Source organism: Streptomyces sp. NPDC006174, assembly GCF_040614075.1.
Taxonomy (GTDB): domain Bacteria; phylum Actinomycetota; class Actinomycetes; order Streptomycetales; family Streptomycetaceae; genus Streptomyces.
Genome location: NZ_JBEXTJ010000007.1, coordinates 322,838 through 349,671 on the forward strand (window position 1 = coordinate 322,838; position 26,834 = coordinate 349,671).

Sequence of the window (26,834 nt, forward strand, 5' to 3'; positions counted from 1 at the left end):
GCTCACCCCACCTTCAACGTCACGCTCGTACCGTGCGACCGGCCGAGCTGGAGCAGCATCTTCTGCACCTCGCGTGCGGCCGCGAGAGGGTCGAGGGACTGCACGGTGATGTGCGCCTGGATCGTCTGGCCACCACCCGCCCCGCCACCTGCGAGCGCGGGCCGCCCGACGGTCGGCCGCATGGTGGCCATCCGTCCGGCCACCGCACCCATCGCCCGGTCGAGCACGGGCAGTTCGTCCACGGCTCCCTTGGCCACGCCTTGGGTGAAGAACGCACCGGACACCGCCGCGACGGTGGAGGGACTCCTGATCCCGAGTGCCTTGCGGATCGCCTTGTCCATGCCCTTGGCGATCACGAGCATCTGCTTCTCGATCGCTGCCTGCTGCGACGACAGCCCCTTCAGGTAGCCCTTCGCGGCGTTCCGCCCGTTGTCGTACATCAGGTCGGCCCCGAGGTAGCTGAGCTTCGAGGAGGCCTGGTCGAGGCTGGTCTGCGTCTTGTTGACCGCGCGCAGTGCCGCCGTGCCCATCCCGGACAGGGCCGAGGCGTAGGCGTACCCGGCGTCCGGCCCCATGTCGATGACCTGCTTCAGCAGCGACCGGTTCAGCCCGCGCTTCGCGAGGGACGCGACGTACCGGGTGAACTGCTGGACTCGGGCCAGCTTCTGCTTCAGCCCGGCCTGGATCCTCCCGGCCGACACCTCCTCATCCTGGAGCCCCAGCGACGAAAGCCCGGCGGCCTGCCGGGCGTTCGTGGACAGCGTCGCCCGGTACGCGTTCGCCGCCTTGATCCGCGCGGCAATCTTGTCCCGGGCGGTCGCCAGAGTCTGGAGCCGCCGCGTGTCCCGCGTGACCCTGGCCACCAGCGCGGAGTCCTTGTTGGTCTTGACGCCCTTCCACGCCGCCCAGATGTCCGCGACCAAGTCCCGTGCCGTGGCGCTGATCTTCGACTTCTCGCCGGTCATGCCCAGGATCAGCCCGCGCCCGACGTCCTTCATCAGCGCGCGCATCTTCTTCGACGGAGAACGGATCTCCAGCTCGTCGCGGACGCCGTACAGGATCGCCCCTGCCAGCGCGCGGCCGGACGCCTCCACCTCACCGGTCGCCACGCCCATGCCGCGTTGGAGCCCCAGCCCAGCATCCCGGCCGGCAGCCGACGCATCGGCCACCATCGCCATGCTGGAGCGGTGCGAGTAGACCTCCGCCCCACCGCCGCCGAAGCGGACCAGCTCCGGGCCCTCTTCACCGACCCACGCCAGCTCGCCCGGCTTCGGCTTGCCACCGGATGCGTATCCGCCGATCGACGCCGCGAAGCTGGACGGGTTCTTGTTGGCCCGGTAGTTGACCATGACCGAGACCGTCTTGCCCTGGACGCTGCCGATCGCCGCCTTGGCTGCGGCCACCTTCCGCGTGAGGTCGCTGATCTCCGCACGCAGTGCCGCACGCCGCCCATCCGGTACGGACTTGAGCTGCGCTTTCGCCGAGTTCAGCTTGGCCTGGAGGTCTTCCAAGTTGCCCTTGAGCTTGGCCGTCTTGTCCGGCGTCCGCAGGATCTGGTCCGCGAGTGCCTTGGCCTGGCCACGGGTGAGGCCCATCGCGTCGGCAGACCGGATCAGCGCGGCCCGGCCCCGGGCGTAGATTCCGTTGACCGTTTCCCACGACGCCCCCGACTGCCGGGCCTGCGCCGCCGCCTCGTCGGTCTTGGCCGCGAGGTCGTTCAGCGCGGTGGCGGCCGTACGGGCCTTCTCCGAGTTGAGGTTGAGCTGCCCGCCCGACATCGACAGGGCTTCCTCGTTGCCCTTGATCGCGGCCGTCGCGGAATCGATCGCCGCCTCGAACCCGATCATCCCGCCCAAGCCTGCGCGGTGCTGATCGTTGAGAGCCTGGATGGACTGCCGCAGCCCGTCCGCGCTGGCCTTCTGCGCGTCGAGCTTCTGCTGCACAGCCACAGCCTGCTGGCCGAACAGACCCATCGAGTCGGCAATCAGCTTCTGCTCGAAGGCGGCGTTGGCCAACGCCTCCTGGTACTCGGTGAGCCGATCCTTCAGGCCCGCCGTGGAGAACCCGGCCGAGCCCATCTCCACCTTGATACGGGCCAGCCCAGCCGCCGCCAGGTCGGCCTTCCCCCCAGCGACCAGGGCAGCGAGGCTCTTGTCGAGCGCCTCGAAATCCCTCTTCGCGTCCTTCAAGGACACCGGGTTCTTCTCGAACCGCGCGAAGAACTCGTCACCCTTACCGGACGCGGCCATCAGGTTGAGGCTGGCCAGCAGCCCCGACAGATCCTTGCCGAAGACGCGGGCCATCTCGCCCGCGACCCGGCCCGAGTCCGCGAACCGGCCCAGGGCGGACGTCATCTTGTCGACGTCCGGCGGGGCCTCCTTCCCGATCTGCTCCAGCTCCATCAGCGCGATGACGAGCAGCCCGATACCCGTCCCGGCCGCCGCGAGCCGGGCGCCCCGGGACATCGTGCCCATCGCCGCCGTCACCCCAGCCAGCCGGGTCGGCGCCGCGGCCGCCGCCACGCGCATTGCCACGAGCGACACGGCGAAACCCGCCATTGCCGTACGCGCGGCCGCGAGACCGACCGCCGCCAACTGCACCGCCTTGATCGCGAAGGCGAGTTGCAGGAACGTGGCGATGGCTTCGGGCGGGACACTGGCCACGAGCTTGGCCAGGACGTTCACGACCTGGAGCATTCCGACGCCCACGTCGGACCCGGCCTCCAAGAGGTTGAGCAGCGCCTGACCGAGGTTCTTCACGGTGTCGGCCGCCGCTGGGCCGTTGGTGCGCGCGTACGCCATGAACTCCGACAGGCCCGAGCCGACCTTGCCGTCAGAGTTCCGCATCAAGCCGACGAGCCCGTCGTTGACCTTGCGGAGCGTGCCGGTGGCGAACTGCTCGAACTGCGAGTTCAAACGGTCCAGGCCAGGCGACTGCATCCCGCCGGCCAGAATCGTCACCGTACGGTCCAGCTCACGCGACGTGCCGCGCACCAGCCCGCTCGTCTTGGGCAGCAGCCCGTTGAGCAGGGCGAACGACTTGGTGACCGGCGACAGGGTGTCCTTCGCCAGGCTGTCCGACCAATCGTCGTACCCGTCCTTCAGCACCGACAGGGCGGCGGCCGCCCGGCGGGTCTCCGGCGGCATGTCCGCCACGACCCGCTGGTACTCCAGCTGCGCCGCGACCGCCGCCTCGCTGGTGCGGCCGGACTTCTTGACTTCGTCGGTGTACTTCTTCTCCGCCTCCGCCGCCTCCGTCATTGCGGCGATCTGCGGGCCCAGAGCAGCGGCGTACGCCCCAGCAGCCACGGCCGCCGCGCCGACCGCCGGAGCGATCGGAGCCAGCGACGCCACCATCGGGATCGCCGCCGGCGCCAGCGTCAGCATCGTCCCGACGAGCTTGTCGACGGCCTTCGCCCCGAGCCCGGTGTCCCGCTGCATCCCGGCCATACGGTCCGTCGTCGTACGGGCCATGCCGTTGATCGCGGTGCTGGAGTTCGTGGCGGCCGCGCTGATCCGGCGGTGCATCCGGTTCGCGGAATCCCCGGCCCGGTCCAGGACACGGGACAGCTGGTCACGACCATCGAGCAGGAACGTCAGGCGAGTCGCCACGGTCACTCACCTCCTGCTTCCTTGAGCTGCTGCTGGTGGTTGTCCAGCCACACGACGAGGGCGTAGAAGTCGTCCACCAGCTGGCCGTCCACCACCGTGGGTGGCATGTGCAGGAGGTGAGCGAACAGGCCTAGGAACTGGGCTCGGAGCTCGGCGACGTCTTCTTCGCAGAGGTCTTGCGCGCGGGTGCGGACGGCTCCGCCACCGGCTGCGGCTCGGGCTCTTTTCCCGCCTCGGCCTCAGCCCGGCACGTCTCGATGTACGCCCGCGCGTGCTCCAGGTCGGCGACGGCACCCGGAGCCGCCTCATGCAGCGCGGTGGCCACACGCTCGACCGTGGTCTCCGGGTCCACACCGATCAGGTTGAACGCAGCGTCGAACCACGCCTCGGCCTCGGTCTTGTCGTACCGGGTGACCATCTCGGCGACCCCCGGGTCGAATTCCCCGAAGCGCAGCGTCGGCGCGTGGCGCTTCTTCAGCACCCAGACCACGCCGCGCATCGCGTCGAGATCTTCGTCGACCAGCCCGTCCTTCACCTGCGGCCACTTCATGTCGACGGTCCGGGCCACGATCGACGCCTCCGACGCCAGCAGCGTCTTCGCGTCGTAGTGCTCGGGCTCGGCGCCAGCAGGGGTGTAGACGATGATCACAGGCTGCTCCTACTCGATACGGCGGCGCACGTCGTCCACGACGCGGGCCACCTCGGCGGTCATGCGGGGGGTGTGCTTGCGTACGGGGCCGTCCCACCACAACGGGGTGGCCGTCTGTTGCGCCCAGCGGCGCCGGTTGCCGAACACGGGGTGCCGCAGTCGGCCCTCGTTCAGCCGGTTTAGCACGCCCATCGGGATGTCCCGGGGCAGCAGACCCTTGTCGACCCAGACCCGGGCCCCCGGGTTGCCCCCGGTCCGGACGCTGATGCGGATGGCCTGCGCGATCGACGCCCGCAGAGGGCGCGTCGTCGGCGACCGGCCGCCCCGCTTGCCCGATCCGCGGCCCGTCGAGCGGATCGACAGGCCGCGGATCGAGGACTGGAGGTCGTCCCGCAGCGGCTCGGCCGCACGGCGGATGCGCCGCTGCATGGATGACCGGATGTTCTCGTGGCCGGCCGCCCGCAGCTTGCGCTGGAGTTCGAGGAGTTGCCCGGTCCCGAGGATCTGCACAGAGGAGACAGCCACCGGGCCACCTCCTACAGGGTGATGTCCGTGGACATGTACTCGATGGCCGTCGGGTTCGTCCCGTCGTACAGCCCGGTGAAGTTGTACGTCGGCTTCACCAGGTCGAAGCCCTCCACCACCGGCGGCGCGTCGTCGAGCCGGATCGCGGGAATCTTGACGGTGAAGCGCTCGTTGTGCGCGCCCTCGATGAGCGCACCGGTGAAGTCCCACACCAGCGACGTCGCGGCGTCCGAGGTGTGCAGGTCGTCCAGGGTGGTGGCGACGTAGTCGGTCTCCAGCGACCCGGTGATCTTCACCTGGTCGTTCGAGATCGGCTCCTTCTTCAGCCCGGCCTGCCCGGCGTAGAACCGCTCGACTGCCTGCGGTCGCTCGATCTTCACGGACACCTTGCGGATCCCGTCGAGCGCGACCTCGGAGTTGTACGTGCCGGTCTTCACCGACATCTGCCCGAAGTGGAACGGTGACATGGCCGGGTACGTGGCGACGGCCAGGGTCTGGGTCTCGTCGCAGTCCTTCGCATCGATCTCGAACGTGGCGACCAGCATCCCGCCGACCTCGCACGAGAACTCGGCCGAGATGACCTTGCAGCCCAGGAAGGTTTTGTCGGTGACCGTACCCGTGGTCAGCGGCACACCCTTCTGGATCGTCAGCGACTTGCCCGCCGTGTCCGTGAGGATGTGCGTCTGGAGGTACGCCGCCGTTGCCGCCTGCTGTACTGGGGTCACCGTCGTACCCATGAGCGTCTGGAGCAGCACACCCATGGCCTTGTTGGTGACCTCCATCTCCAGGCTGCCGGACGCCTGCCGCTGAGTCACCACCCGCCGCGACGACAGCGGCACCAGCCGACCCGCCGCGATCCCCGCCGACTGGGCGGTCGTCTTCTGGAGGGCCAGGCCCTCCTTCGTGAACTCGATGAACTTCGCCGGCGCGACGAACGTGCCGTAGCTGCTCTCGGCCGCGATGCCGATCTGGGCGCCAAGCCCGGAACCGATCGCCATGGGTCAGCCCTCCTTCGAGCTCGGCGCGGCCTTTGCCACGCTGGTCGTCTTCTTCGGCGTGACGGCTTCCTTGCCCGTGAAGGAGACCCTCTCGGGGCCGTGCTCGGCCCGCCACGCCGGCTCCTCCACCGCCTCCCACGTGGCGGTCTGGCACACGTACCCGTCGAACCGGCCGTCGGGCACCTCCACCAGCTCGTCCGGCTGAACGGTCCTGCTGCCGAGCTCCGGCACGGTGACCGGCTCGGCGCCGATGTAGCGCACTCGCGCCATGGCGTACTCCTTCGTTGAGTGATCAGATGCGGGCGCGCGTGCGCACCGTGAAGCCAAGCCCGGCATACGCGCCGTCCGGGCCCTGTTCCTGCACGAGGGATCCGGCCGTCAGCTCGGACCAGAGCACCGCCCCGCCCAACGTCGGCGCGTCCGGAACGGCGTTGGTGGCCCGGAGCAAGTCCTCCACCACGGCAAGCAGCTCGAAGACGTGGTCACGGCACCAGGCCATGTCACCAGCGCCCTCACGCGTTTCGATGTAGCAGGAGATGGACGCGTCCTCGTCCCGAGTCCGAGCCCCGGCCCCGGCGAACGCCTGCTGGATCTCGGCCGCTTGCTCAGCCCCGGGAGACCAGCCGACGTAGAGCCGGTCGGACTCGCTGAAGTTGGTGCTGGGCGGCGGCCCGTCGATGACCCGCACCATGGCCAGCTCCGGGGCCGCCTTCAGCGCGGTGAGCAGCGCGGTGATCGTGGCGGGTACCGCAGACGTCGCCATCAGCCCACCGCCGGCGGGCGCTTGTACGGCTCCAGCAGTTCGAGCACCCTGTTCGGCACGGCATACCCGAAACCCGGGATGGGCTCGGTGACGCTGTAGTCGTCCGAGCTGCCACCGCCGCGGGCCGGGCCGTTGCGGGTGCGCCACAGATGCTGAAACAGCAGAAGCGCGGCGAGCCGGATCGTGGCCGGGACCTCGGTGCGCCCGGCCCGGTACACGGCGGTCCACGGGCCGCCGGAGAACAGGGTGCGGTCGGCGTACGCGATGACCCCGGACGGGCCGTCCACGCGCAGCCTGGCCACGTCCACGGCCGTCCCGCCCGGCTCCGTCGGGGTGAGGGAGGTGACGGACAGGACCGGCGGGTGCAGCAGCGCGACCGCCGGGCCCTGGCCGGTCACGGTGTCCGTGACCTCCCGCTCCTCCACTACCCCCACGTAGCCCTCGATGACCGAGGTCAGCGCGTCGATGTACAGCTGGATCTCCGCGTCCTGCGCCTCGCTCCGTACGTCTGCCTGCCGTTTCGCCTCGGCCAGGGTGAGCAGTGCCACGGCCGCCCCCTTCTACGTGGTGCGGGTCTCGCGCTGGGCCGGCCGCTTCCGGGTCCGCTCCGGCCGTACGGCCGCAGCCTCCGGCGTCTCGGGCTGCTCGTCGCGTACAAGCTCGGCGCGAACCCCGTCGGCCCACGCCGCCGCCTCGGCGCCGGGCAGGTCCACGACCTCACCCGGCGCCCACGCGAACCCGCGGCCCGACACGCTCGTCAGCAGTCGGATGCGGGCCATCAGCCACCCAGCCCCTGGTGCAGGTCACGGACCTCACGCTCGGCCTGGGACTTGGCCGACGCGATGGCCTTGTCCTGCGCCTCCTTCAGCGCCGCGACGTCGGGGTCGGGCTCCGACGAGCCCTCGCCCTCCGGGGTGCTGGACACCCCGCGGGCCGCGACGTCCACGGCGCTGGCCGCCTGCTGGCCCAGCTGCTCCTTCGCGGCGGCGACGGCCACCTCCGGGTCCCCGATGAACTCGGGCCGGTTCTGGTCCATGCTGCCGTCCGCGCGGCGCGACGCCATGACGATGCGGTCATGGTCACCCACCGTCGCCGCAGACGCGTCCGGCTTCTCCTGGAGCACCCCGGAATCGGTGCTCTCCTTCTTCGGCGTGGTCGCCATGTCGTACTCCTTCTGCCTCGTGGCGTGCGGGGATCGGCGGATCAGGTCGCGGAGTTGCGGTACGCCTTGTACGCGGCGGTGTCCTGCGGGGTGCCGTCCGCCCGGGCGAAGCCCAGGAACCCGACCTGGAGGAAGTCCGCGTACCGCTCGGCCAGACGCAGCATCTGCACGTCCCGCACGTCGCGGATCAGGTAGCCCGCGAAGAAGTCGCCGAACAGGATGCTCTTCGCGTTCGCCGCCATGACGGGCATGTTCTGGTTGACGGTGTACTTGTAGCCGAGCAGGCCGTCCGGGACCCCGACCTGGATACTCGGCTCCCAGAGCGGGCGGTTCTGCCCGTCCTTCAGCTTCCGGACCGCGGCGAGGGTGGCGTCGTTCAGCATGAACTGCACCCGGCCGCCGTTGCGGTACGAGGCGTCGATGCTGTGGATCAGGTCGATCAGGTCGTCGTACGTGACCGACGTGGTCTGCCCGGTGCCGCCCGTCTTCCCGATGACGGCGTTCGTCTGCGCGCCCTCAGGCTGAGAGCTGCCGGTGCCGGTGGTGAAGTGGACGTTCTGAATGCGGCCGATGCGCTCCCCGAGCTTGCGGGCCAGCCACGACTCCAGGTCGAACGCGTTGTCCTGGAGCAGCTGGAGCGAGACGCGGACCAGCTTGGACGTGTACATGTAGGCGCCGATGTCGGCCTGCCCCAGCTCCACGTCCTGCTCGCCGACCTGCGTGTTCTCGCCCAGGATCGCGCCCATGTTTCCGGTGTCGTTGGCCGTCGGCCACGGCAGGGTCGCCCCCGTCTCCGTGGTGATGACTTCGGCCACGTCGCGCATCGACGAGTAGAACGTGACGGCTTCCACGAGCTTGGCCCGGAAGGCCGGAGGCACGAGGTACCCGCCGGCCGCGCCGGTTGCGACGCCCTGCGCGCGCAGCTCCTTGCCGTCGAACCAGCCGGTCCGCAGGGTCGCGCGCTCCTCGGAGGTGAGGTCCTGGGTGCCGTCACGCATCCACGAGCGGTACGCCGCGGTGTACGCCTTCACCCCGTCCTCGCCACCGTGGCGGGCGCGCGCCTCCTCGGCCTCCTCGGTGTCCGCCCCCGGAGCGACGATCTGCGAGTAGTCGACGGACGAGAGCTTCGCGTGACGCTGCTCGGTCTCGATGTCCTTGGACAGCTGCTCCACGTCGGCCAGGGCCGCGTCCCACGCGGACCGGTCTTCGGCGGACAGCGGCTTGTCGTCGCCGCGGGACTGGAACTCCTGCGCCGCGTTCCACGCGGTGGCCCTCTTGTCGAGCAGGGTCTGAAGGTTGGGCATTGTGCCTCCCAGCACGAGTAGCCCCACCACCGTGCGGTGAGGGGCTGGAAAGGGTTGTGAGAGCAGCTACCGCGCGAGCAGGTAGCGGGCGGCAAGCGCCTCCATGCGCATCGCCTGACGGCCCCCAGTGGTCTCTCCCGGCTGGGTTGCGTCACCACCCCGAGTGGGCACAAGGCCCGGCTCGTGGCGGAAGTTCAGAAGTTCGGGCCGGTACGCGGCCCGGCGGTCGAACGCCTCGTCGTCGCCGCGCGCGGCCAGGGCCACGCCGACGGAGCGGAGTCCGGCATCGGTGTCCTCGTAGGCCGGGAACGTCACGGCGCTGACCTCGAACAGCTTCACCTCGCGGATGATCCGCAGCTCAGCCTCAGCCTTGTCGCCGTCGACCGTCTCAACGTCGACCATCTGCCAGTCGTCCTTGACGACCTGGAACCCGAAGCTCATGCCGGTGATGTTCCGGTTGTCGAGGTTCACGATCAGGTCGCCGACGTATGAGAGCCGCTCGTCCAGGTCCGAGTTGACGGCCAGGCCGATCTGGTCCTGCGCCAGGCGCAGACTCCCGGCCGATACGCGCGAGACGACAAGCCGGGTGTCATGGTCGACGAGGTACCGGGAATCGCCCTCGCTCAGGGTCTTGGTGAACGCCCCGTCAGCGATCTCCTCGTAGAAACCCCAGGTCAGCGGGTTACCGATCGCGGTCCGGCTGTTGAACACGGCGGCATGCCCGAAGAACTGGCGCGCACCGCCCTCGGTCGCGCGCAACGCAACGTCGGCCGCAGAGATCGTCAGGTCGCGGCGCTCAGTCGTCTTCGGCATCGCTGCCCTCCTTCGTCTCCGGCGGGGCCATGAGCTCGGCCGCCTTGGCGAGATGGTCGGCGGCACGCGCCGCCCGGTCCGCATCCGGCGGCAGATCCGCCGGCGCCTTGACGCTCGGGTCGTAGCCCAGCGGCGCCATGTACAGCGGCTGCAACCGCATGTCGCCCTCGGGCCCGGCGATCGGCGGCAGGTCTTCCAGGGCGAGGATGTCGTTCGCGGAGTACGCCCCGCTGTCCCGCATTGCCCGGTAGAAGGTGGCGCGCGCCGCACTGTCACCGCGCAGTAGCCCGCCCAACTGGTACTTCGCGTACACGTTCTTCGGCAGCAGCTCCTTCGTCACCCGCTGCTCCGTCGGCGTCAGCCACGTCGGCGCGAGGTCCCACGTCACGAACCCCTGCGCCTGCTGCTCCAGCCCCGTACCCCACGACGTGGACTTCTCCGTGGACATCAACAGGAACGGCGGCACCCCAGTCATCCGGGCTACCTCGGTCACCTGGAACATCCTCGATTCGAGGAACTGGCTGTCCTTGTACGGCATCGTCACCGGGTGGAACGACGCCCCGGAGTCGAGAATGGCCACATCGTGGGCTGCCTGCGACCCGCCGTACCGCGCCTTCCATCCCTCCTTCAGCGCCGCCGCCTGCTCCGGCTGAAGCCGCTGCTCGGTCTGCAAGACGCCCGAGATCATGTTGCCCGAGCCGTACAGCCGCCCTGCGGCCCGCTCTGCGGCGAGGGCAAGCCCGATTCCCTGTGCCGCCACACGGATCGGGGAGACCCCTGTTACCCCGTCGTACCCAAGGTGCGGGAGGTGCATGATCTCCCGGGACGTACGCCGCACCCGGCCACCGTCGTCGGTCTGCACCCAGAACACCTTGCCGCTGGGGTTCTCAGGCGAGGGCTGCTCCCGATCGACCTTCACTCGGTCCGGGCGGACGGGCCACAACTGCACGATCGCACCAGCGTTGTTGCGGATCTTCTGCACGTAGGCGTTGCCCCACAACTGCCGGTGCACGAACACCAGCCGCCACAGCTCGACAGGAGTCAGCTCGGGATGCGGATCGTCCAACAGATCGACAGTGGTCTTGTCCTTGGTCCCTACGGTGTACGTGTGCAGCGGCAGGGCGGCGCTGACGTTGGCCACCACCGAGATAGCCCGGTACACCGCAGGCATCGCCAAAGCGCCCGTCTCAGTGACGACAACGCCCGCTTCCACCGGCGCGCCACCACCCAGCAGGCCAGCCAGCGACGACGACGTCAGCGGCGTCGTAGGGGACTCCAGCGACGCCCTGCCCTCGAACAACCCGAAGAGGCTCACCGCTTGACCCCCTTTCGCCGCGCCTGCTCACGCTCAGTCGCCACCACACCGAGCACCCCGGCGAGGACCAGCCCCGCCGGCACCGACCACATCCCGACCCCGACCACCACGGCCAGGACGAACAGCACCTCCAGGACGCTCAGCAGGATCACCACAGGTTCGGCGCCCCTTCCGGCTCCACATCCGCGCGCTCGGCATGGCCCCACGCGGCGAGCGTGCAGCCCACCAGCGGGCTGATGTCCACGGACACCCCGCGCCGCGCCCAGCCCCACCCGTCACCGATCGGCCGCTTGTCCGCACCCGCCAGCGCGGTCGCCAGCGGCGTCTGGTCCAGGTGCACGATGCCGCCCTCGGCCACCCCGTCGAAGAACTGGCCGGCCGCCGCGGCGACCTGCCGGGTCTTCGGGATGACGAGCAGGTTCTCCACCTCGTCCTCGGACAGCCCCGCGTCCCGCAGCGCCTTGCGTACGGCGGGCACCAGCGAGCCGGCCGGGCCGCCCTCGTCGATGACGACCGCGCACGGTGACCACTTCACGACCAGCTCAGCCAGCCGCTCCGGCGCCCACCCGGTGCCGGGCCGGTGGTCGATGACCTCCACATGCCGGGCATCACCGTTCGCTCCGGCCGCGCAGATCGCCGTGTGCGACCTCTCCGGCGTCGTGTCCAGGGCGAACGCCACCGGGTCCGACATGGACGACGTGCCGTCCGCCAGGGCCCGCCACACGTCCTCGTCGATGACCCGCCACGCGTCCTCCCCATCGCTGGGGTAGTCGCCGACACCGAGCCGCTCACGCGCGAAGATCTCGTCCGACATGGTCAACCGCTCCCGCTCCGTGTGCTCCAGCGTCAGCCGGTAGCCCAGCGCCGGGTTGGCCTTCGCCACCGAGAGCGGTGACAGCGGGTCATCGTGGTCCGTGCAGCCGGGCGGGCACTCCCGCAGGTGCGGGTCGATCGACCACTCCATGTACGCCAACGACGGGTCAGGGACGCCCAACTCCACCGCGGCAAGCGCACGGCGCCGCAGGCGGGCCAGCTGCTGTGACGGAGAGCCGATCCCAGCGGACCCGAAGTACCAGACCTGCGGGTCCTTCACGGCCGCCATGGTCGGCATCAGGGCGCCCATCGCGTCATCGCCCAGGATCATGTCCTCGTCGAGGATGTTGCAGTTGCCCGTGAAGCCACGGCCGGAGCCGCCGGAGCGGGCCAGGAACCGCAGGCGCTGCCCGTTCAGCAGCTCGATCGCTTCCTCGCCGGTCGTCCGGCGGATCGCCTTGACGCGTTTCCGCAGGCTGTCACAGTTCGTGACCAGCGCGACGATGCGCCGGAACGCCTCGATGCTGGTCTTGAACTCGTGGGCGCTGTGCAGGATGAGGCGCTCACCGCCGACGAAGAGGCCCCAGAGTTCGCGCGCCTCGATGATCCCGCCCTTGCCGTTCTGGCGTGGGACGTTCACCGCGACCTCGAAGGCGGACCACGCGCCGCCCTGGCGCTCTCCCAGGCCGACGTGAAGGGCGAACTGCTGCCAGTTGTCGAGCATCAACCCGGCGTGGGCCGCCAGTTCCACGGCCTCCTGCCCGGCGGTGGACGTGTACGGCGGCGCGGTGAACACCCTCGGGCGCTGTACGCCACGCCCGTCAGGGACTAGCTCAGGCGCTCTGTCGGCCCGGACGGCGGGAAGCGAGCTCATCGACGATGTCCCCCTCCGTCGCGGGCGGCGCGATGGCGCGCAGCTTGGCCATGATCGTGTCGAGCTTGTCGGCCACGACGGCCTGTGATGTCGGAGAGTCACCATCGGCGATCCCGTCAAGCGCCCGCGCGAGCTTCAGCGCAACGGCGACTCGACCGGGTGCGAGGCTGGTCACGCCCAGTTTGTCAAGCTCGGCCGAGATCTCGTCAGCGACCATGAGCCACCCCCGTCACACTCCGTCACGTCACCAAGAGTGACGGCCACTAATTGGGTCAGCTTCACAATCTCGCGGAATGATCTTTGAAAATGGCCGCGCAAAAAACAGGGCGACAAGGGCGTTTGGGTCGCCCCTTCATCGGCTGAAGTCTTGATCCACTCTCTCCCCGTCGTGGGCTTGTCCGGCCGCGCGTTGGTGATCACCAGGACCGTGATGCCTGGGTGGTGACGGGCCGTGATCCGCCTCGCCGGCGGTCGCGGTACCAGCGGGTGACGACGGCGTCCATGGCGGGTTGCCGCATGTCCTTGACGCGCTGGCGGACGATGGCTTCGCCCGGGTCGACGGTGATGACCTTCGCGTTGAGGCGCTTGTAGTGCGCGCGGGCCTTGGCCTGCGGCATCGTGTGGATCAGATAGACGTCGACCTTGTCCACCAGTCGCTCGGCCTCGTGTACGGCGGCCTGGCGGGCGCGGTACACCACCCGGAGGAGTTCGGGGCTGTGGTTGTGGTGGTCTGCGCCTGGTCCGGCCATGGCGAGGGCGATGAGGTCGAGGTCGATGACGATGTCGCACGGCTTGGCATGGGCGCGGATGTAGCTGGACTTGCCCGCGCCGGGCGGGCCGGTGATCACGTACAGCACGGCGCTACCGTGCGGCAGGCGGAACGAGCCGCGCCTCGATCTGGGTGGCGCCGAGCCCGTGGGTCATGAGCGCGTGTCGCAACCTGGTGAACTCGCCGAGGGTGAGGGGAGGGGCCACGGTGATGATGGCGGTAGGGGGCTGGCTTGCGCCTGAGGCGCTACACCTGACTGTCCACAGTGCTCTGCTGCGCTTCCGGAAGGGCCAACTGGCCATGGTCACCATCTCCGTGAGGCTCGGGGCTGCGGGATCGTGGTCCGGTTGCCGCGTGCGCTGTTGCAGCGGCGGTGTGCCGCCCGCGCGTTGGCCGGGTCGAGGAGGAGGTCCGGGCGCTTCGACACGGGCTGCTCGTGGTCCAGGGTGAAGGCGAGCGGGTGTTTGCCCGCGTCGGGCCCGGTGATCTCGTAGGCGATGTTGTGGCCGCAGAGCCAGCACGGGAGACGCTGGGTCCGCAGCCAGTCGCACAGGGCCCGGTAGGGGCGCCCGTTGCGGGGGTTACCGGCCACGGGCGCCACCTCCTGGCGGGTCAGCTCGGGGGCACGACCCCGCTGTTCCGGATGATGTAGCCCAGGTGCAGCGTCTCGTAGTCCTCGTCCGAGATGTCCTGGCACTCGACGGGGCGGTTGGTCTTGGTCGACGTGTCGTCAATGGCGGCTGCGCAGTCGTCGGCGGTGTAGCCGCTGCTGCACCCGGTGAGGGTGAGCAGGGTGGCCGCGATGAGCGCGGTGATGGTGGTGCGGGTGCGCATGGTCCCCCCAGGGATGGTGGCGTGAGGGGCCATCATCGGGGCACCAGCGGGCCGCTGTCAGGCGGTTCGGGTCAGCTCCAGGCGCGAGCCTGTCCGCACCACCGTCGGTGTGGCGCTGGGGGCGACCTGCGCCCACTGCACGGTGATGAACCCGGTCGCCCCAGCTGTGAAGCTGCCGTCCGGCCTGACGACGAGCCCGGCTGCGATGACTCCCACGCCGATGGTCTGCCCCGGAAGGTACCGGGTGAGCCGAATGCTGCCCGTCCCATCGGACACGCCCAGCGTGATCGCTCCAGGCGTCCAGAAGCCTGTCGACCCGGGCGGTGCGGTGATGGTCAGCAGGAGGTCGGCAGCTGGGTCCCCGTCGACAGAGAGCACAGCGGAGATCGCGTACCGGCCTCCGGCGGTGACGCTGAGGGTGAGGTGGTCGTCGTCCTGGAGGCCGATGCTGCTCTGCACCTGCTCGTCGCTCGGCTTGTCCACGACCCGGGTGACGCCGACCTGGTCCCCGGTGGGTGGGGTGCCGGGCGGGCCTTGCGCTCCGTCGGCGCCTGCCGGGCCTGCGGGGCCGGGTACGAGGACGTAGTCCCCGGTGTACGGCTCGGCGGGCGCGAGAGCGGCGAGGTCGATGGTGGATCCGAGCGCGGTCGTCAGCAGCACCGGGTAGTCGCGCGGTGCCGCGTCGTCGGGCCGCTCCATCACCATGTGCGTGTACCCGGTGGGCTCGTACCCGGTCGCGTCGGCGGCCAGCACGGTCAGGGACAGCTCGCCGTCGATCCAGCGGCCTTCGGCCTCGCCTTGGGCGATGTGGCCGGCCGTGGGGTTGGTGACGACGGCGGGTGCTGGTCGGAGGATGACGCGGCCGCGCATGGGGCCGCCGTCGGGATGCGTACGGCTGTCGGTGATCGTGATGCGCTCGGCGCCGTCGGGGAGGGCCATGTCACCTCCCGGGGTACGACGAAGCCCCCGGGGCCGGTGGCCGCTGCGGGGGCTTGTGGGCATGCGTGAACTGCTGGGGGCAGTGTTGCAGCAGCTCGGAGCGGGGGTCAAGCCGACACGAGTCCGGCCTTCGCGGCGATGAGGGCGTGGAGGTCGTCGAGGTCGATGAGGGCCCGTCCGCGGTCGTCGTAGCCGTGGCGGGTGAGTTCGCCGCGGTGGATCCAGGTGCGGAGGGTGGCGGAGCTCTTCCCGGTGGCGATGCGGGCGGCGTAGAGGTCGACGAGGGTCATGGGCCCAGTGTGTACGTGGTGAGGCCCCACCGACGGGGGATGGCGGTGGGGCCTCGTGAGCCGAGCGTACGGCCCGGGTCGGACAGTGGGGTCGGTCAGTGGCTGTGGGCGGGGTAGTGGCCGCCGCAGCGCGGGCAGTACGGCAGCTCCTGCTGGGTGAAGCTGAGGGCTGCGAGAAGGGCTTGGAGGGTCATTCGGTCACCCCGCTCGACCAGGTGACCTTGCAGTGGCCGGGGCGGTCCTCCACCACGGTGAACTGCGTGTTTGTGTTTCGAGAGGGGGGCGACGGTGGGGGAGGGGAGTGTTTGTTGATCTTGTTCGGGCGGCGTACGGCCCGTCTCAGGGCGACCGCGCCCGCTGCCCAGACGACGAGGACAGCGAGGGTGCCGAGCACGGCGAACAGGGCTGCGGTGAGACCGATCGCGAGGGCGAGGAGGACGCACCCGCCGGCCGTACGCGACGCCTCCGGCGCGGCCTCCTCCGTCTCCTCGGCGATCCGCTTCCGGCTCACGCGAAGACCCCGTACGCGTTGGCGCCGAGCCAGTTGACGGCCTGCGCGAGGGGTACGGCGGCGAGGCCGGTGACGCCTGCGGAGGTGCCGAGGCAGATCCCGCACCACGCCCCGGCCTTGAGTGACCCGCCGTACTGGGACTTCTTGGCCGCGGCGAGGAGGAGCACGGTGAGGAGGAGAACGACGGCGGTCCCGGTCTGGGTGAGCGGGAGGTAGGTCGTACGGCCGGCGGCGGTGCCGGTGGTGCCGCCGACACCCCAGACGAGGGCGACGTCGCCGAGCCAGTTGCTGATCCACAGGGTGGTGTCTGCGATCCAGCCGATGATGCCGCCGACGGTGAGGATGGCGAGGACGCCGTACGACCAGGCGAGGAGGAACGGCGCGAGCGCGGCGACCTGTCCGGCGGGGTCCTTGCGGAGGCGCTTGGTGCCGGGCCACCAGGTGGCGACGTGGTGGACGAGGATGGCGAGGCCGACGGTGACGCCGCCGATGGTGACGAGGTTCATGGGTGTCCTCAGCGGAGGATGGCCGCGCCGAACGCGGCGATGGTGAGTACGAGGGCGACGGTCCCGGTGATGCGGGGAATGTCGCGGGTGGCGAGTGCGGCGAGGATGCAGCCGGCGCCGATGGTGGCGAGCGGGAAGAGCAGCCGGATGGCAGTCATGCCGGCTTCCTGTGACCCCGGAGATACCGGTCAACGCTCGTGGCCTTCGCGTTGGCGTCGGCGACCTTCCGGACGTAGCGGAGGACCGCGTCCGGATCAGTGATGCCGCTGGAGACAGCTGTCCGGACGGCATCCGCAATGGTCATCGGCCCGGACGCGGTCGGCTGCTCGTCGTCGTCCGGAGAGTCCAGGCGGGTCTCCGGATCGTCCGGACGGGTCTCCGGATTCTCCGGAGAGGCGGTTCCGATCGCGGCGTGCTCGGCGGAGACGGCCGCCTCCGCGCGGGTCAGCTCGCGGAGGACGGCGACCATCGCGAGACGCCCGCCGGCCTTCGCGCGCTGCTGGTCGACCCACTGCTGGGTCAGCGGGTCGAGCGGCTTCGCGTGGTGGCGCAGCACGACGGTCCACATGACCTTGGCGAGGCCGGACACGGCGGCGCCGATGAAGCCGATGGCGACCTCGCCGCTGATCCAGCCGTGCGCGCCGACGGCGGCCATGGCGATGGCGAGCGCCACGTATCCGGCGCGGCGCGGGAGAGTGGCGCGCTCCTGGTCGTAGCGGGCGAGCCACTCCAGGGCCATGCAGGAGAGCCACACGAGGTCGAACACGGCGGCGGCGGCGTAGGCGGCGGGCTCGGGGACGCTGCGGGCGAGGAGGTCGCCGATGCTCGCGGTGGACCAGATGACCGATGCGGTGCCGATGGCGGCGGTCGCCGCAGTGACGCCGGTGAGGACGATGCGGTCCCAGTCGCGCGGCGGAAGGGGTACGTCGACCGTGTAGCGGTCGAGGACCATCTCGGTGCGGCCGTCGATGGTGTGGGGGACGAGGCGGGTGCGTTCGACGGTGCGGGTCTTCACCGGGCCACCGCCACGCGGCCGGCGCGGGCGCGGCGGAGGGCCTCGCCCATGTCGGGGTCGCCGGTGTGCGGGTGTACGCACGCGAGGGTGCGCGTGAAATGATCGGCCACGGCCGATGCCTCCTGGTCTAGTCAGGATGGTGTTCGGTCGGAGGTCGAGCGGCGCGCGCGCCTCAGGCGTTCCAGCGCCTGGGAGCTGCCGCTCGGCCTCGCTCTATGTCGGGGCCTTGGGCCCGTTCTTCTTGATCGCCGCGTCGATGGCGTTCCAGCTCTTCCCGACTTCCCTGGCCACTTCGGCCACGGTTCCGAGTTCGGCAACGCCGTCGAGCAGGGCGAGCGCTCTCCGTTTGGCGGACTCGGATACGAGGAGTTGGAGCTGTTCCAGCAGCTCGTCTTCTCCGCGGACCCGTTCCCGCCAGGGGATCGTGTTCACGAGGCGACCATATCTAACCCTGGCTTAGACGGTCAAGTGGTCAGGCCACGTTGGCCTCTTCGGTCTGCCACGCCTTGAGCTGCACCCAGGTCGCGGGCGGCCAGGCCATCCCACACCAGTCGCACCGAACGATCTGCTCTCCGGGGGCCAGCCGCAGGACAGCGCCACAGATCGCTCCCGATGTGTCGATGCTCTGGCAGTGGCCGATGCGCCGGCCGCGTGGCCTCGGGTCGGGGTCGACGATGGTGGCGGCCGAGCGGTGGAGGTCGCCGATCTCGCTGGCAAGGTCACCAGCGCCGGGCCAGGTGGCGACGATCCACGGCATGTGGGCGAGGAGCCCCGCGACGGCCGTGTGGAGCCGCGTGAGGCTGTCTCCGGTGAGCCGGGGGCCCCGGAGTCCTCGGGCGTCGTGTACGGCGCTCAGCCAGGCGTACACGACGTCGAACTCCTGGCGGTGGTCGAACATGTCGCCGTTGAGCGGGAGCGGCGCGGGTCCGCCCTTGCCGCCGCGTCCCTGTCCGGTGGCCATGCTCGGGGCGAGGAGGATGCCAAGCCCGGCGTACATGCGCGGGAGCTGCTGGAGCTGGGTGGTGAGCCGCTGGGTGCAGTGGATGCAGAGGGTGCTGCCGGTGGGGTCGGGTGCGTGGCAGTGGGTGCAGGTGGTCACGGCGGGCTCCTCGCGTACGGGGTCGGGCGGGTGCGGTGGGTCAGGGTCAGACGGTGGCTGCGCGCCCGGTGGCCCGCGCGGCCTGGCATCGGGGGTGCGGGCAGCCGGCCACGGGTACGGCGTGGTGCTGCTCGCAGACGGCGAGCACGTGGGTGCACTGCCCGGCGGTGAGCCGGACCACCTCGGCCTCCAGTGCATCGGCGCGGCGGGTTGCGGTGCGGTGGGCGTCGGTATGGAGGGTGGCGCTGCGCTGCGCCCGGTCGCGCTCAGCGGCGAGTTCCTCGATAGCGGGGACGAGCCGGGGCCAGGACTCCCCGCCGTGCGCCTCGTTGATCCCGGCGGCTTCGAGGGTGTCGCGGGCTTCCTCCAGTAGGGCGGACCGTTCGCGGGCGCCGTTCTCCAGGAGGGCGAGGCGCTCCTCCCGGGCCCGCACAAGCGCGGCGAGTTGCTCCCCTTCGGCGGGGAGGATGACGCCGCGCCGGGCCCGGTCGAGGAGGTGGTGGAGGCGCTCGGGCTGGGTGCCGAGCCGTCGCCCGCCTCGAACGGTTTCGGTGGTGAACGGCGGCGCGTCGGGTTCGGCGGCGAGGAGTTGCGCGGGGTGAAGTTCGCCGCGCAGGGGCTGGGGCTCGGGCTGGGTGGTCACCGGGCCCCCTCGGTGGCGCGCTGCTCCAGGACGGTGCTGGCGGCGTCGGGGTCGGGGCAGTCAAGCCGGGCGCAGGTGACGTAACCGCCGGAGCCGAGGAAGAGGCTGGTGCTGCCGCAGGCGGGGCCGTGGCCTTGGACGGTGGGGAAGTCAATCTGCTCGGGGCGGGTGACGGGTGCGGCCATGCGGGCGTTGTGAGCCATGGCGGCCCCGACTGCTTCGCCCATCGATCGGTAGTGGCGCACGGGGTGGTCCTTCCGGGGTTTGGGGGTGGCCGCCTGTGGTGGGGCGGCCACACAGCAGACAGGCAGTCAGGCGGCGGGGACGATCCTCGGGATCGGCCCGGTGGTGAGGGTGGTGGCGAGCCAGTTGATGCGGCACTCCCAGTCGGGGTGGTTGGCCTGCATCCGGGCGAGCTGCCGCTGGATGTACGCGGTGTCGGTCGAGGAGCTGCTGGCCTGCTCCCACGTCCCGTCGGGCTGGCGGACGACGACGAAGTGCTCCAGCTTCGTGGTGGTGACCTGCTCCTCGACGGCGGCGATGGCCGGGTAGAGATCGGGGATGGCGAGGGCGGCGTCGATGACGAGGCGGAGGACGGCGGAGTCCTTCGGGTGGTCTTCGTCGTCCGGGTGGCGGCGGCCCTGGACGTAGCCCATGACGGCGGCGTCGCGCATGAGGGTGTGCTCGCGGTCGGTGAGGCGGCCGAGGAACTCGGTGACGGCGTCGGCGCGCTGCGCGTCCCGCTTGATCAGGTAGTCGACGAGTCCGTCAGGTAGCGGCGTGGTCATGTGGGTCTCCGTGGTTGGGCCGGGATCACCCGGCAGCAGGGGTGTCCTGAACGCTGAACAGGTCGAGCGGGGCGGGCTGCACCTGGTTGCCCCATGCCGCCCATCCGGGGCGCTGCTGGCGGGCGAAGAGTTCCAGGTACGGGCCGGGGCTGACTGTCTCGACGGCCTCGAAGAACTGGGCGGGCTTCTGGGAGTGTCTGGCCCGTGGCCACTCGTACCAGGACGACAGGAGCTTCACGTCGGGCACCATGGGTCGGCCGCGGGTGGCGAAAATGCAGTGCTCGGTGTTGGTGCGGAGGTAGTAGCCCATGCCGGGGCCGCGTTTGCACCAGGTGAGGAGCGACATCGGGGTGAACCCCCAGGCGCGCACCACGGCGTAGGCGTCCTCCATGAGCCGGTTCACGCCCCACACCCACAGATGGGCGTCCTTGGCGGCGATGTCGCTGATGGGGAGGGCGCAGATGTCCCTGGTGGGCATGGTCGGATAGTGGCGCTCCGGCTTGCCCCGGTGGTAGGTGCTGCGCTGGTGCATGCTCGCCCACGGGGGGTCGGCGACGATCGTGGTGAATGGACCAGTGGGCAGCGGCGGGACGGTGGTCTCGGGTGTGGTCACCGGGTCTCCTCGGGCGCGGCAGGGACAGCGGGGGTCGGCTCGACGGTGTACGTGGTCGTCGCGCGGACGAGACGCCGCTCGGTCGGGGTGCCGTCCGCCCACACCGGGGCGAGCCTCCGTCCGCGCTCCAGGGAGTGCACCGCTGTGGCGCGGACGTTGGAGCTGCCGAAGGGGACCCACTCGTCGGCGAGCGGGTCGTGGAGCTCGGCGGCCCAGGAGTGCTCGGCCGGGCGAGCCTCGCCCTCGGTGGTCTGGTGTGCCCCGGCGGCAGCTTCACCGGCCAGTACGGCGAGGACTGCGTCGGCGTGCTCCCCGTACTCGTCGGGCTCCAGCACGTCGGGGTCCCAGTCGAACCCGGACGCCTCGCAGATCGCCTGGCGGAGGCGGTCCCGGGTGGCGGCCCGGTCGGCAGGCGCGGGCGGGGCGGCGGTCGCCATCTCGGCTCGCAGCCGGGCCCCGTCCTTCTCGGACGCCGAGATCGCTCCCCGCAGCGCTTCGTCCAGCCCCTCGGCCTCAGCCCGCAGGGAGGCCTGCTCGGCGTCCGCGACGGCCATGACGGCATCGGCGCGCCGCCGGTAGTCCCGCTCGTCGTCCTCGTACCGGACGGGCCACTCGGGGTGGCCATCACGCAGGGCCATCGCTGCGGCGTACCGCTCGCGGCGGTCGGCGGGCGGGGCGGCGGCGGGGCGGTTGCTGTGCGGTGCGATGCGGGACTGGTCCCACCACGCCCCGGCGTTGCTGTCGACGTGCCGCCAGTTCGGGTGGGGGCCAGGCGGGAGGGTGCATGTCCACTCGGTGAGCTGGTCGCCGCACTCCTCGTCGGCCGTGTCCTCGCCCGTGCTGGTGCCGAGGAGTTGCCGTCCGCAGCGTGCCCCCTTCAGCCACTTCCGGACATCCCCGGTCGTGATCGGGCGCTGGTTCCGGTCGGCGATGTCGCAGCACTCCCCGACGAACGCCAACGCGTCCTGTGCCTTGTACAGGTCGGTGTTGAGGTCGTCGGCCATCTCGCGGGCCTCGTCGGCGGTGAGGAGCGGGCACGGGCCGCCGTTGCACGCCCCGGTGTTCCCGCACTCAGGGCACGTCGTGGTGCCGAGGAGCTGCCGGGCCACCGCCAGGGCAGGCGCGGGCAGCACGGACAGGACCGCGTCGGTCAGGACGAGGTCGTCAACGCGGGACGACTCGGCGCGGATGGCGGCGGCCACAGCGGCGCGCAGCACCTCGGCGGGGCGGTCAGGGGTGGTGTCGGGCATCAGGGGCTCCAGGTGGTCGGTGGCGGCGGGGAATTCGGTCTGCCCGGGGACGGGGTCGGGTGGTGGGGTGTTAAGGAGGGCGCGGGCCCGGTCCAGGGCGGCAGTCACGCGGCACCCCGTGCGAGGTTGGCGCGCTCACGCGGGGTGGTGCCGCCGCGGATGCCGTAGCGGTGGGTCTTGTCCGCGCCGCCTTCGAGGGCGAGCGCCTCGGTCAGGCAGGCGCGCTGCACGGGGCAGTCGAAGCAGATCGTCTTGGCCGCGCGGGATGACGCGTGGTCCCCAGGCCTGGGAAAGAACAGGCCCGGGTCGACTTGAGCGCAGATCCCTTCGAGGGCGATGGCCGGGTTCATGAGGCCACCTGCATCCCCCACTGGAACGCGGCGTGCTGCTCGGCGTTGAGTTCCTGGATGTGGAGCACGAGCCGGCCGCCCTTGAAGACAGGGCCGATGCGCATGTCGGGGCCGACGACACGGGTGTGGTCGTCGTCCTCCAACACCCCGGCTTCGACGATCCCGTCGACCGCGGCCTTGAAGCTGGGGTACCAGTTGGCCGGGTCGGCGCGGCGCTTGGACGGAGGGTGGAGCACTCCGAGGATGTACGCGTGCTGCATGACCGGGGCGGCGCCGGCGGCGAGGAGCGCGGCGCGCATGGCCGTGTCCTCGGAGCACTGGGCCATTGCGGCGCCGCGGATCGCTGCGGTGGTTTCGGCGCGGACCCGGTAGTGGATGCGCTGGTTCGCGTTGAGCAGCTTCAGCCCTGGCGGGAGGGCGATGGTGAAGCGGCGGAGGAGTTGGTTCACAACAGGCGCTCCTGTACTGATCGGCTCGGACACTCGTGGTCGGCGATGACCGGGTGCGGCGGCGGCCCGGGGCCGGCGTGGATCGGGTGGCGCCAGACGATGCGCTGCTGGCCGAGCGGGCTGGTGACGAGGTACCAGGTGAGCCGCCCGGCGAGGCGGGCCAGGATCTCCGCCGTCACGTCAACGGGCTCCGGGTCGGCGACCACGTCGAGGGCTGCGACTCGGCCGGCACGAGCGCGTAGTACGTCAGCGCCGCATCCGGGGCAGGCGCCCGCGCGCGCGTGGTCCGCGGATAGGGCGAGCTTCGCGGCGATGCCTGGATTCATGGTCATCGCCGGCCGCCAAGGGGCAGTGCCGTTGCAGTGCCGTTGACGGCACTGCTGTTTTTGCAGGTCACCCGGGGTGGCAGTGCCATCAGTGCCGTCAGTGCCAGTTTCTGAGCATTGAAGCTCTTGCCTGCGCACGGAGCTGGATTGTGGATTTCAACGGCACTGACGGCACTGATGGCCTTTGACCTGGGGTAATACTGGTTTTCAACGGCACTTTTAACGGCACTTTGATGGCACTGCAACGGCACTTTGATCATGGTCACTTGTCGTCCCATCGATCATCACTGGGCGCGTTCAGTGCGACGTTGATGTACGAGTAGGTACCGTTCGACGGCTTCCGGATGATCTGGAACCGGTCCTTCAGCTCACGCCCGAGCTGCCTGCTCGGCATCGGATCCTCGCCCTCGGCCCGGCACCACTTCTCATAGGCGCTGCGGAACACCTCGGTGGTGGTACGAACTTGGACGCCACCGCCGACGTGGCACCCCTCTTCGAGGAACCGGGCCAGCGCGTCCTCCTCGGCCGCGTACTGGGCGGTCGCGGCCTTCACGGACTCCGGATCACGGAGCCCCTTGGCGAACACGTCGACCGCCCCGGCGACGACCCAGGCGAGAATCCCCGGGCCCTCCTCGGAGATGAGGAGGAGGTCGAGATCCTCGATGACCTTCTCGGGGGTGCGGATGAACGGCATGAGGCGCAGGCGCCGCCAGAACGACTTCCCGCCGGCGGACACCCGGGGCTGGTGGTTGCCCATCAGCCACAGCTTGTGCGTCGGCTCGAACGTGAAGTGGTCCTGCCGCATGAACCTCGCGGTGAGTCCGTCACCCCCGGTGAGTTCCTTGACCTTGGCTTCGTCGAACTTCGCTTCCTGGTTGACCTCGGAGGCGATGACGAGGCGCAGCCCGTGGAGGCGCGCGATCTCGGTCTCGTGCCGCTGGGCGCCGGCCATGAGGAAGGAGTTCGGTGCGGTCGCCGCGTAGTCCCCGAGGAGGTTCCGCAGCACGTTGAGGAACACGCCTTTGCCGTTGCCGCCGCCGCCGTGGAGGAAGGGCAGCACGTGCCACTTCACGCTGCCGGAGGAGGAGTACCCGGCCATGCGCTGCACGTACCGCAGGAGTTCGTCGTCACCGCCGAAGGTCTGCGCGAGGAACGCATCCCACAGGGGCGTTGGGGCGTCCGGGTCCGGGGCGACCGCGGTGGATCGGGTGTGCATCTGGCTCGGCTCCGGGGGGATCATGCCCCCGGTGGTCAGGTCGACGGCCCCGCTCGGGGTGTTGAGCAGCATGCGGTGCGCGTCGAGCTGCGCCGCGTGGGCGACGATCCGCGGGTCGGTCTGGGCCATGGCGACCATGGCGGAGATCCCGGCTGCGGAGAGGCTGCGTGCCCGGTGCTTCGCCTCACCCTCCCCGTTGGGCAAGGCGCGGGCGATGGCCCGGGACATCTCCCGTACGGCCCCGGCTTCGTCCCACGCCCAGCGGTGCCCGTCCCAGCGCAGCCACCTGCCGCGCTGGGGGACGTAGCGCACCTCGTGCTCGTGCTGGTCGACGAGGCGCAGCGCGTTCCCGTCGTCGGTCCGGGAGTACGTCTCCGGCCCGTGGTCGGCGGCGGGCGCCGGGTGCTCGACCACGGTGGCGAGCGCGGCGGTTCCGTCGATGGCCGGCCGCGGGCTGGGCACCGCGGTCAGGTGTCGGACCGGCTCGGGCGCGGGCGCCCCATAGCCCTGGCGGCGCAGCGCGGACGCGGTGGCCGAGTGGTCCCCGCCGTGATTGAGGAGCGCGTACGCACCGAACTTGGTGTAGGGCTTCTCGGCGATGAACTCGGTGGACGTGGTGAAGACGTACAGGCGGTCGCGGTCCATGGCCCGGCCGGTGGTGGCGCTGGGTTCGCGGCCGTCTTTCCCGGGGCGCTGCCAGTAGCAGGTCTGGCCGCTGGTGAAGAGGAGCTTCCATCCGTGCGGGGCGAGGATGTCGGCCCAGGTGGCCTTCTGCTCGAAGTCGTCCCCCGGGGTGAGCCCACCTTCGGCGCGGTCCCCGCTGTTGGAGAAGAGGAACGCTGCGGCCTCGTCAAGCGGCTGACCTGCGCCTACATGGGCGGGTTCCCCTTTTACAACATCATCGGAGGGGACGGTGTCGAGCATGCGGCACAGGGTGTGGAGCGCCTTGTGCTCCTCGGCGGTAATCGTCGCCATGGTGGCGGGTCCGCCGGCGAGGAGTTCGTACGGCTTGCCGGACGGGTGGACTGTGCCGTGTGAGGGTGCGGTGACGACGAAGCCGCCTTCGCCGCGGGTCTCGATGAGCCCGCGGAGGATCTTCTTCTGCGGGTGGCGGGCGACGAGCTCCCGCTCGGCGTCGGTCAGTTCGTCTTCGCGGGCCAGGCGGTTCGCGAGCTTCGTGTTGCCCGGGGCGCCGCCTTCGACCCGGTAGTGGATGTGGAGCCCGCCGCTGGGGGAGCGCTCCAGCCACCCGGTGGCGATGCGCTGCCACACGTCGGCCATGTTGTGGCCGAGGAGGATTTCGACGAGGGCATCGAGGACCCCCTCGTCGACTGCCCGCCCTTCCAGCTCCAGCATTTCCAGCCCGCCGGAGACGGTTCCGCAGATGACACCGACCCCGGGGTGCTGGTTGGCAAACCAGGTACGGACCTGGTCTTCGGTGGCGCGTTCCGTCTGGAACGCCCGCCACTGGCCCTTGGGCCGCTTCTTCCCGTCGGCCTCGACAGCAACGACGGAGCAACCGGCCGCGTGCAGCGCGAGGGCCGCGGCCTGGGTGTCCGGTGTGGCGTTCAATGTCGCTCCTAGCTGTGGTGCTCGAGGAGTGCCCCGGGCGGGAGTCGATCCCGCGCCCTCACGGCGTGGATGCCGGGGCTGTGTGCTGGTGGTCCGCCCGCCACGGCGATGCGGGGAGGTCAGCCGTGGCGGGCGGCGCCTGGTGGGCCGCCTAGAACGGCGGCGGGGTGGTGGCCGCGGCCGCCTGCTGCTGGGCGATGAGCGCCGCGGTGGCCGGGTTGGCCATGGCCGCCTGGAGCTGCTCCGGGGTGAGCCCAGGGATGGCGGCGGTCGCCGTGGCCGGCACGGCCGGGACCGGGGCGGCGTACTGCGGTGCGGGTGCCGCCTGCGGGACACCGGGGTCCGGGGTGTTCAGGGCGACGGTGGCCGCCGGGGTGTAGCGCGCGGTGTACTGCTTCGGCGGGTTGAAGCCGCGCTGGGACGCGGTCCCGTCGTGGGAGTAGGTGACGGCGAGGGTGCCCCCGACCTCCAGGCCGCGGGCCCCGGCGGTACGGACCGCGTCGGCGATGGCGTTCTTCATCTGGCCCTTGACGAAGAGGCGGCGGCGCCCGTCGTCCTCTTCGAGCTGGGGGTCGCGGTCGTCGGTCTGGACGGTGACGACGAGCTGCATCATGGGGTTGCCGTCGGACCAGAACTTTTTGTCCCCGGTGGAGATGTCGCGCTGCTGCTCGACGGTGGGCCGCTCGGTGATCCGCCCGCCGACGGTGGTCTGCGGCACGGGGAACTTCGCGGTGGGCGCGCCGCCCCCGCCCATCAAGAAGTCGTCGGCGGAGGGGACCTGGTGCTGCTGCGGGGTAGTCATTTGCTTCTGCTCCTGCTGTTTGTGGTGTACGCCGA

At 70.6% G+C, this 26,834-nt stretch carries 37 protein-coding genes; all 37 read right to left on the reverse strand.

Annotation, left to right across the window (positions count from 1 at the left end; translation table 11 throughout):
• Positions 1-2 precede the first annotated feature (2 nt).
• The 37 genes from ABZ267_RS18565 to ABZ267_RS18745 all read right to left on the reverse strand — a co-directional run bounded on the left by ABZ267_RS18565 (position 3) and on the right by ABZ267_RS18745 (position 26,799).
• Entirely contained in the window at positions 3-3,611 is a 3,609-nt protein-coding gene (locus ABZ267_RS18565) for a hypothetical protein (RefSeq protein ID WP_356746590.1), read from the reverse strand.
• A gap of 130 nt (positions 3,612-3,741) precedes the next feature.
• Positions 3,742-4,260, reverse strand: coding sequence for a hypothetical protein (locus ABZ267_RS18570; RefSeq protein ID WP_356746591.1), 519 nt, complete (start codon positions 4,258-4,260; stop codon positions 3,742-3,744).
• Positions 4,261-4,269: 9 nt separating this feature from the next.
• Positions 4,270-4,785, reverse strand: a complete 516-nt coding sequence (locus ABZ267_RS18575; RefSeq protein ID WP_356746592.1) for a hypothetical protein — start codon at positions 4,783-4,785, stop codon at positions 4,270-4,272.
• A gap of 11 nt (positions 4,786-4,796) precedes the next feature.
• Positions 4,797-5,783 (reverse strand): phage tail tube protein, encoded by a 987-nt coding sequence (locus ABZ267_RS18580; protein WP_356746593.1) that lies wholly within the window; start codon positions 5,781-5,783, stop codon positions 4,797-4,799.
• Between the two features lie 3 nt (positions 5,784-5,786).
• Positions 5,787-6,053, reverse strand: a complete 267-nt coding sequence (locus tag ABZ267_RS18585) for a hypothetical protein (RefSeq protein ID WP_356363916.1) — start codon at positions 6,051-6,053, stop codon at positions 5,787-5,789.
• 22 nt (positions 6,054-6,075) lie between these two features.
• The gene (locus ABZ267_RS18590; RefSeq protein ID WP_356363913.1) at positions 6,076-6,546 is read right to left on the reverse strand and encodes a hypothetical protein; all 471 of its coding nucleotides are present in this window, start codon (positions 6,544-6,546) and stop codon (positions 6,076-6,078) included.
• A complete protein-coding gene (locus tag ABZ267_RS18595; protein ID WP_356746594.1) occupies positions 6,546-7,094 on the reverse strand; it encodes a head-tail connector protein in 549 nt (182 codons plus the stop codon). The genes ABZ267_RS18590 and ABZ267_RS18595 overlap by 1 nt, the downstream gene beginning before the upstream one ends.
• Before the next feature lie 12 nt (positions 7,095-7,106).
• Positions 7,107-7,325, reverse strand: coding sequence for a hypothetical protein (locus tag ABZ267_RS18600; RefSeq protein ID WP_356746595.1), 219 nt, complete (start codon positions 7,323-7,325; stop codon positions 7,107-7,109).
• On the reverse strand, positions 7,325-7,708 hold the full coding sequence (locus tag ABZ267_RS18605) for a hypothetical protein (RefSeq protein ID WP_356746596.1): 384 nt from the start codon (positions 7,706-7,708) through the stop codon (positions 7,325-7,327). Before ABZ267_RS18605 ends, ABZ267_RS18600 begins: the two co-directional genes overlap by 1 nt.
• A 41-nt stretch (positions 7,709-7,749) precedes the next feature.
• Positions 7,750-9,012, reverse strand: a complete 1,263-nt coding sequence (locus ABZ267_RS18610; protein ID WP_356746597.1) for a phage major capsid protein — start codon at positions 9,010-9,012, stop codon at positions 7,750-7,752.
• 66 nt (positions 9,013-9,078) lie between these two features.
• Positions 9,079-9,825: an HK97 family phage prohead protease gene (locus ABZ267_RS18615; protein ID WP_356746598.1), complete on the reverse strand. Its 747-nt coding sequence runs from the start codon at positions 9,823-9,825 to the stop codon at positions 9,079-9,081.
• Positions 9,809-11,140, reverse strand: a complete 1,332-nt coding sequence (locus ABZ267_RS18620; protein WP_356746599.1) for a phage portal protein — start codon at positions 11,138-11,140, stop codon at positions 9,809-9,811. Before ABZ267_RS18620 ends, ABZ267_RS18615 begins: the two co-directional genes overlap by 17 nt.
• On the reverse strand, positions 11,137-11,295 hold the full coding sequence (locus tag ABZ267_RS18625) for a hypothetical protein (protein WP_356746600.1): 159 nt from the start codon (positions 11,293-11,295) through the stop codon (positions 11,137-11,139). The genes ABZ267_RS18620 and ABZ267_RS18625 overlap by 4 nt, the downstream gene beginning before the upstream one ends.
• Positions 11,289-12,749, reverse strand: coding sequence for a terminase (locus ABZ267_RS18630; protein ID WP_356746601.1), 1,461 nt, complete (start codon positions 12,747-12,749; stop codon positions 11,289-11,291). The genes ABZ267_RS18625 and ABZ267_RS18630 overlap by 7 nt, the downstream gene beginning before the upstream one ends.
• Positions 12,750-12,786: 37 nt before the next feature.
• Positions 12,787-13,044 (reverse strand): hypothetical protein, encoded by a 258-nt coding sequence (locus tag ABZ267_RS18635; RefSeq protein WP_356363347.1) that lies wholly within the window; start codon positions 13,042-13,044, stop codon positions 12,787-12,789.
• A 199-nt stretch (positions 13,045-13,243) separates the two neighbouring features.
• A complete protein-coding gene (locus tag ABZ267_RS18640; RefSeq protein ID WP_356746602.1) occupies positions 13,244-13,684 on the reverse strand; it encodes an AAA family ATPase in 441 nt (146 codons plus the stop codon).
• Positions 13,685-13,900: 216 nt separating this feature from the next.
• Entirely contained in the window at positions 13,901-14,188 is a 288-nt protein-coding gene (locus tag ABZ267_RS18645; protein WP_356746603.1) for an HNH endonuclease, read from the reverse strand.
• Between the two features lie 20 nt (positions 14,189-14,208).
• Positions 14,209-14,430 carry a hypothetical protein gene (locus ABZ267_RS18650; RefSeq protein WP_356746604.1) on the reverse strand — a complete coding sequence of 74 codons (222 nt, stop codon included), beginning with the start codon at positions 14,428-14,430 and terminating at the stop codon, positions 14,209-14,211.
• A gap of 57 nt (positions 14,431-14,487) precedes the next feature.
• Positions 14,488-15,369: a hypothetical protein gene (locus ABZ267_RS18655; RefSeq protein WP_356746605.1), complete on the reverse strand. Its 882-nt coding sequence runs from the start codon at positions 15,367-15,369 to the stop codon at positions 14,488-14,490.
• Positions 15,370-15,476: 107 nt separating this feature from the next.
• Positions 15,477-15,659 (reverse strand): hypothetical protein, encoded by a 183-nt coding sequence (locus tag ABZ267_RS18660; RefSeq protein ID WP_356364162.1) that lies wholly within the window; start codon positions 15,657-15,659, stop codon positions 15,477-15,479.
• Between the two features lie 190 nt (positions 15,660-15,849).
• On the reverse strand, positions 15,850-16,170 hold the full coding sequence (locus tag ABZ267_RS18665; RefSeq protein WP_356363791.1) for a hypothetical protein: 321 nt from the start codon (positions 16,168-16,170) through the stop codon (positions 15,850-15,852).
• On the reverse strand, positions 16,167-16,676 hold the full coding sequence (locus ABZ267_RS18670; protein ID WP_356363788.1) for a hypothetical protein: 510 nt from the start codon (positions 16,674-16,676) through the stop codon (positions 16,167-16,169). Before ABZ267_RS18670 ends, ABZ267_RS18665 begins: the two co-directional genes overlap by 4 nt.
• Positions 16,677-16,684: 8 nt before the next feature.
• Positions 16,685-16,834 carry a hypothetical protein gene (locus ABZ267_RS18675; RefSeq protein ID WP_356363785.1) on the reverse strand — a complete coding sequence of 50 codons (150 nt, stop codon included), beginning with the start codon at positions 16,832-16,834 and terminating at the stop codon, positions 16,685-16,687.
• Positions 16,831-17,691 (reverse strand): protein transporter Sec31, encoded by an 861-nt coding sequence (locus ABZ267_RS18680; protein WP_356746606.1) that lies wholly within the window; start codon positions 17,689-17,691, stop codon positions 16,831-16,833. The genes ABZ267_RS18675 and ABZ267_RS18680 overlap by 4 nt, the downstream gene beginning before the upstream one ends.
• A gap of 213 nt (positions 17,692-17,904) precedes the next feature.
• The gene (locus ABZ267_RS18685; protein WP_356746607.1) at positions 17,905-18,123 is read right to left on the reverse strand and encodes a hypothetical protein; all 219 of its coding nucleotides are present in this window, start codon (positions 18,121-18,123) and stop codon (positions 17,905-17,907) included.
• A gap of 40 nt (positions 18,124-18,163) precedes the next feature.
• Positions 18,164-18,790: a hypothetical protein gene (locus ABZ267_RS18690; protein WP_356746608.1), complete on the reverse strand. Its 627-nt coding sequence runs from the start codon at positions 18,788-18,790 to the stop codon at positions 18,164-18,166.
• A gap of 46 nt (positions 18,791-18,836) precedes the next feature.
• Positions 18,837-19,433 (reverse strand): hypothetical protein, encoded by a 597-nt coding sequence (locus ABZ267_RS18695; RefSeq protein WP_356746609.1) that lies wholly within the window; start codon positions 19,431-19,433, stop codon positions 18,837-18,839.
• A complete protein-coding gene (locus tag ABZ267_RS18700; RefSeq protein WP_356363709.1) occupies positions 19,430-19,678 on the reverse strand; it encodes a DUF6085 family protein in 249 nt (82 codons plus the stop codon). The genes ABZ267_RS18695 and ABZ267_RS18700 overlap by 4 nt, the downstream gene beginning before the upstream one ends.
• Before the next feature lie 66 nt (positions 19,679-19,744).
• Complete coding sequence (locus ABZ267_RS18705) at positions 19,745-20,221, reverse strand: hypothetical protein (protein ID WP_356363706.1); 477 nt, start codon at positions 20,219-20,221, stop codon at positions 19,745-19,747.
• A 25-nt stretch (positions 20,222-20,246) separates the two neighbouring features.
• A complete protein-coding gene (locus tag ABZ267_RS18710) occupies positions 20,247-20,834 on the reverse strand; it encodes an MT-A70 family methyltransferase (protein ID WP_356746610.1) in 588 nt (195 codons plus the stop codon).
• Complete coding sequence (locus ABZ267_RS18715; protein WP_356746611.1) at positions 20,831-22,192, reverse strand: hypothetical protein; 1,362 nt, start codon at positions 22,190-22,192, stop codon at positions 20,831-20,833. Before ABZ267_RS18715 ends, ABZ267_RS18710 begins: the two co-directional genes overlap by 4 nt.
• A complete protein-coding gene (locus ABZ267_RS18720) occupies positions 22,189-22,434 on the reverse strand; it encodes a WhiB family transcriptional regulator (protein ID WP_356746612.1) in 246 nt (81 codons plus the stop codon). Before ABZ267_RS18720 ends, ABZ267_RS18715 begins: the two co-directional genes overlap by 4 nt.
• A complete protein-coding gene (locus tag ABZ267_RS18725; protein WP_356746613.1) occupies positions 22,431-22,883 on the reverse strand; it encodes a hypothetical protein in 453 nt (150 codons plus the stop codon). Before ABZ267_RS18725 ends, ABZ267_RS18720 begins: the two co-directional genes overlap by 4 nt.
• Positions 22,880-23,062, reverse strand: coding sequence for a hypothetical protein (locus tag ABZ267_RS18730; RefSeq protein ID WP_356746614.1), 183 nt, complete (start codon positions 23,060-23,062; stop codon positions 22,880-22,882). Before ABZ267_RS18730 ends, ABZ267_RS18725 begins: the two co-directional genes overlap by 4 nt.
• A 149-nt stretch (positions 23,063-23,211) precedes the next feature.
• The gene (locus tag ABZ267_RS18735) at positions 23,212-23,475 is read right to left on the reverse strand and encodes a hypothetical protein (RefSeq protein WP_356746615.1); all 264 of its coding nucleotides are present in this window, start codon (positions 23,473-23,475) and stop codon (positions 23,212-23,214) included.
• Positions 23,472-25,997 carry a phage/plasmid primase, P4 family gene (locus ABZ267_RS18740; protein WP_356746616.1) on the reverse strand — a complete coding sequence of 842 codons (2,526 nt, stop codon included), beginning with the start codon at positions 25,995-25,997 and terminating at the stop codon, positions 23,472-23,474. The genes ABZ267_RS18735 and ABZ267_RS18740 overlap by 4 nt, the downstream gene beginning before the upstream one ends.
• 151 nt (positions 25,998-26,148) lie before the next feature.
• Positions 26,149-26,799: a hypothetical protein gene (locus ABZ267_RS18745; protein ID WP_356746617.1), complete on the reverse strand. Its 651-nt coding sequence runs from the start codon at positions 26,797-26,799 to the stop codon at positions 26,149-26,151.
• Positions 26,800-26,834: the final 35 nt, after the last annotated feature.